Origin of the sequence: Bifidobacterium asteroides (assembly GCF_009683175.1) — a bacterium.
GTDB classification, from domain to species: Bacteria; Actinomycetota; Actinomycetes; order Actinomycetales; family Bifidobacteriaceae; genus Bombiscardovia; species Bombiscardovia asteroides_H.
Genome location: NZ_WKKW01000012.1, coordinates 1 through 4665 on the forward strand (window position 1 = coordinate 1; position 4665 = coordinate 4665).

The 4665-nt window shown below is 48.4% G+C and carries 4 protein-coding genes; all 4 read left to right on the forward strand.

Features of this window, described 5'->3' with window-relative positions; genetic code table 11:
- Positions 1–471: 471 nt before the first annotated feature.
- A complete protein-coding gene (locus GKC41_RS08645) occupies positions 472–1023 on the forward strand; it encodes a hypothetical protein (RefSeq protein WP_143243380.1) in 552 nt (183 codons plus the stop codon).
- Between the two features lie 96 nt (positions 1024–1119).
- Positions 1120–1833, forward strand: coding sequence for an ABC transporter ATP-binding protein (locus GKC41_RS08650; protein ID WP_101433110.1), 714 nt, complete (start codon positions 1120–1122; stop codon positions 1831–1833).
- Positions 1834–1880: 47 nt separating this feature from the next.
- Entirely contained in the window at positions 1881–3326 is a 1446-nt protein-coding gene (locus GKC41_RS08655; RefSeq protein ID WP_045924218.1) for an FtsX-like permease family protein, read from the forward strand.
- 17 nt (positions 3327–3343) lie between these two features.
- Positions 3344–4665, forward strand: a 1322-nt coding sequence (locus GKC41_RS08660; RefSeq protein WP_229281747.1) for an ABC transporter ATP-binding protein, incomplete at its 3' end; no start/stop codon positions are given.

Genomic DNA, 4665 nt, shown 5'->3' on the forward strand with positions numbered 1-4665 from the left:
TACAGCCACAAGGCCAAACCCCCAACATAAACAACGCGTTTAGTTCCTATAGCCCAGAATCTCTGAAGTGGGTGTCACTGCTCCAGGAAATCGGTGCAGACGCAGTCGTTAATATCATTCAGAATGGAAGCCACGGGGGAGGATCAGGTAAGTATAGACGCTGGGAAAAGTTTGCTATGCAAACGGCTTGGTGTCTTGACATCATTGGATGCAGCAATTGAAGGTCCATCTCTACTCAAAGGAAAGTTGCCATCTTAAAAGGCGACGTATGGGTACTTAGCTATCAAAGGCAATGAGCAAGTTATTAATATTCAAGAAGCGAGTTAAAACAGAAGTTGACACTGAACCGGGTTCTGATAATATTACTACAAAGCATAGTCCGCAACGATGGGAGACGCAATGATTGGGGAAGCTGTATACATGCGGGCGACGCACCCAGGATCTCCTTTCTTTGTCGATAGCCGTAGTCTCATGGCACATGCCGAAGAGTCATGGGATCCTGAACCTGACTGTCCGATAGGATGGGCTTCAAATAAATCCGTAGTATGGACATATATGCAGCCGACTGCTTGCATAATGAGGACCCACGGATGGAAAATTCATGTGACGGCTTCCCTTGACAATGCACAATCAGTTTTAGAAAAAGTTTCTAAAATCTGTATTTCAGAGCATGTTATGTTCAAATATCTCAGGGATAAACAACAGTACCGATCCTCCAATACCAAATATGCAGGACGCAGCTCTAGTGGAAAATTCATAACCATATATCCCTTTTCTGATGAGCATCTTGAAAGATTAACCCTCAAACTAGAGGAAGCAATAGGCGGTGAACCAGGACCTTATATCCTCAGTGATTTAAGGTACAATAACGGACCTATCTTTTTCAGATATGGGGCGTTTGTTTCAATAGAAATGTCCGATGCGGAAGGTGAGAAGATAAGTCTCATTCCCGACGCTGACGGAGTGTTGAAAGAGGACATATGCACCAGTTACAGCGATACGAGCAACGTGTTGTGTTGGTAAATAGGAATATCGCCCCATGACAGCGTTTATTTCAGTACTCGTTGTCGTGGGGCTTTATAATCGCATGAGGTCTGGCGATACTCTGATCTCAGTACCATGAAGGTTAATATTATGCGTGATGGTGTGGTAGTAGCTGAACAGCTAAGTAAGAATTTCGTCTCGGGTGACGGGACTCCCACTGTGGTATTCAATGATCTTTCTTTTGTTGCTGCTGGTGGTGCCATGACCGCAATTACAGGGCCCTCTGGATGTGGTAAGAGCACCTTGCTATATTGCCTTTCTGGTCTTGAACAGCCATCTCAAGGAAATGTGTGGGTGCTGGGTGAGGAACTAACTAAGAAGAACCAGCGTAACTTGGCTTTGTTTCGCAGATCGCATATCGGGTTTGTGTTTCAGTCCTACAATCTTGTCCCGTCCATGACCGTTCGTGACAATATCCTGCTCCCCTTGACTCTCAGCCATCGCAAGGTCGATCAAGGAAGCATCGATGCCCTCATGGATAAGTTCCACTTGAGCGGGCACGACAATGACGCAGCTAGTTCGCTCTCAGGTGGTGAGCAGCAGCGGGTATCCTTGATTCGCACCTTGGTCGCGGATCCCGATGTTGTGTTCGCCGATGAGCCGACAGGTGCTCTTGACCAGAAGTCCGGACAGTTGGTTTTCTCGCAGTTGCGGGACTTCTCCCATCGACCCGGTAAATGCGTGGTCGTGGTCACACACGATCTCCGCCTGGCCCGGCAATGCGACGTCGTATACACCATGAGTGATGGCGGATTTGTCGCATCAGGGAATGTGGAAGAGCAAGCGTAGTTATTGCCCTGATTCTGTATGGCGATGCGGCGTGAAAGGTGTAAGTCATGAAGTGGGCGTTGAATGATCTGAAAGCCAATAGAGGAATCTGGGCCGGTGTGTTTCTTGTGCTTGTGGTCACGCAGACGATTCTGTGCGCCATGAGTGTATGCAAGGGAATCAATGATCTCAAACATGATTCCCCGGGGGAAGTGGGTGTGGTATCTCACCATCTCAGCACTAACGTGGACTCGGTCTACCAGATAGCAATGGTCCTGGGTTGCCTGGTCATTATGGTGACGATTCAGGCTTCCATAAGGCAGCGGCGGAAGGGACTTGCATTGTTGTCCCTGCTTGGTGCCACACCTAGGCAGGTGCTGACCCTCACCATGGTGCAGGTGTTCGTGCTGACTCTGATCTCCTCCATCGTTGGTATGGCGCTGGCGCCAATTCTTGCCCCACGGATTCTAAAGTTCCAGTTGGAGGCCGTGCTGTTACCGCCGCTTATCACTTTTACTTGGCAGGGTTTCTTAGACTTTGCTTTGAGGGGGCTTGCAGTCGGTTTCATTGTGGCTTTGTTGGGTGCTCTCTTTACTCTGCGTGCTTTGAGGAAAGTGCTTCCGGTTGAGCTGCTGAGAGGTTCAGGAACTGAGGAAGTCCACGTCACGAGAGCTGGGCGCGGTCTGAGGAGATTCCTTATTATCGGTGGTTTCATCGCCCTGCTGGCACCGGCTGTCGCTGCCGTCATCCTGGTGTTGAACGACCCCAAAACTCTGAGTAAGACCCAATTGGGCATCATCATGCAACCCATGTCATTAGGCCCGATCATCGCGATACTGCTGTTTCTGGTCGCTCTGGCCTATTCTGGAGGACCCATCATCCAATGGGCCACCAAAACATGGACGAATCTGGTTCCTGTGCAATCCGATGTCTGGAAGATCGCACGGGCACAAGCCATTGTGAGAAGTCGCGGGAAGGCATTCGGCTCCACCATCATCTCACTGACTGCTTGCCTGTTCCTGCTCGGTGGATTGTTAATCACAGGTCAAACCAGTACTGCTGCCATAAGTGGCTTTCCCCAGTTGAAAGACATGGGATCAGCCACACCGATAGAGCTTATGTCCAGCCTGTGGTCGGCCTTGCTCATTGCTGTAATCGGTGCGGTCGCCAGTTTCGCCATCTCTGCCAAGGAACGCAACCTTGATCTGGCCCTTATCTCCATCGCGGGCGCTGTGCCCGGACAGCTACTTGCCATATCGGCCTTGGATGGTTTCATCCTCGTGACCACCGGTATCCTTATCTCTGCGGGGGCCACCTTGCTCGTCGGAGTTTTCACCGCTGTGACATTCCTCCCTCTTTCCAAGAATCTCTTTGTAGTGGTCTTCCCCTGGAAGTTCTTCATTATCCTTGCTGTGCCCATTATCGCCGCGGGAACACTTTCCACATTTTTCTCTGCACGTTCTAGTTTGAAGCGATCGGCAATTGAAACCGTCCAAACAGCCATAGGCGAATAGCGGAAATCATGTCAACTATGCAAACTCAGCAACGTCAAAAAACCACAATTTTTAATGTATTCAGACTATTGAAACCGCACACAGCTATCACTGTTGTTGTGATGTCTGTGGGTATAGTGTCTTCAGGTCTGGCGTTACTACAACCTCTGTGTGTCAATTATCTTCTACACGCCATAGAACAGAGTCAGAAGTTGGTGAGACCAATTGCAGTCTTGGCGCTTTTGTTTGTAGCAGGCATCGTCCTGGATGGTTTGGGATCCAATATGGCAAACCGCCTTGCGGCGAAAATAGTTTTCGATAAACGTAGCAATCTCATTACCTGTATCCTCGGCCTGCCGGTACAAGAGTATGATAAGAGGGAGTCGGGTGACTATGTCTCAACTGTCATCTCAGATACTAATGAGTTACGCTCAGCCCTGTCATCAGACTTCTTTAAAGTGGCCGCGAATCTGTTAACAGCTTGCGGATCAGCTGTCGCTATGCTGTTCATTGATACCAGACTCTTTGCCGTGGCACTTATAACTTCGTGCACATCCATTCTGTTGATGATTGCTGCTTCTTCTCGTCTGCAGGCCTATACCGAACTGGTACAAGCTAAGACAGCAAGACTGTCTAATGCCATACTGCGATCATTAGCTGGAATTCGCACAATTAAGGCCTTTATGGCAACAGTGCCTGAAACGAAAAGAGTAGTCGGTACCGCAGAAGAAGTGTATCGGGCAACAGTAAAAGTGGCCAACAAGGAAACAATCATTCGGTCCATTGTGAACTGCGCCATACAGCTGACCTTACTAATCGTTTTTTCCTTTGGCGGCGCGGAAATAGCGAAAGGGGATCTTGATATTTCTAATTTCATCTCCTTTTCAATGTATTTGACTATGGTTGTTTCTTCGCTAAGCTCCTTTTCCTCATCTATAACCACGGCTTTCAAAGCTTTAGGACCACTCAGGAGAATAGAAGACATTGAATCTTTGCGCGATAAAAGCGAAACCGTAAGTTCGAGCAATATGCTTTCCCCAGATGGGCATTCCTCGTTTGATACAGCCAACATTACGCTGGAGTTCAAAGATGTATGCTTTTCTTACAATACAGCGGACAAAGATGATGAACGAAATACCACTCTGCAGAACATTAGTTTTAGCGCAGTCCCACACCAAAGAACCGTCATCGTGGGCTCGTCGGGTTCAGGTAAAACTACGCTGCTTTCCCTATTGGAGGCTTTTTATAGGCCGGATTCGGGGCATATCCTATACAACAATGTTGACTCAACTGATTTAAATGGGCCTATAGGAACTAAACGCGTTGTTTTAGGTTCTGTGTGTGGGTTTGGTTGTGTGTT

Coding starts and splice junctions, on each gene's coding strand:
- GKC41_RS08645 (WP_143243380.1), top strand. CDS start 472: ATGGCACATGCCGAAGAGTCATGGGATCCTGAACCTGACTGTCCGATA.
- GKC41_RS08650 (WP_101433110.1), top strand. CDS start 1,120: ATGAAGGTTAATATTATGCGTGATGGTGTGGTAGTAGCTGAACAGCTA.
- GKC41_RS08655 (WP_045924218.1), top strand. CDS start 1,881: ATGAAGTGGGCGTTGAATGATCTGAAAGCCAATAGAGGAATCTGGGCC.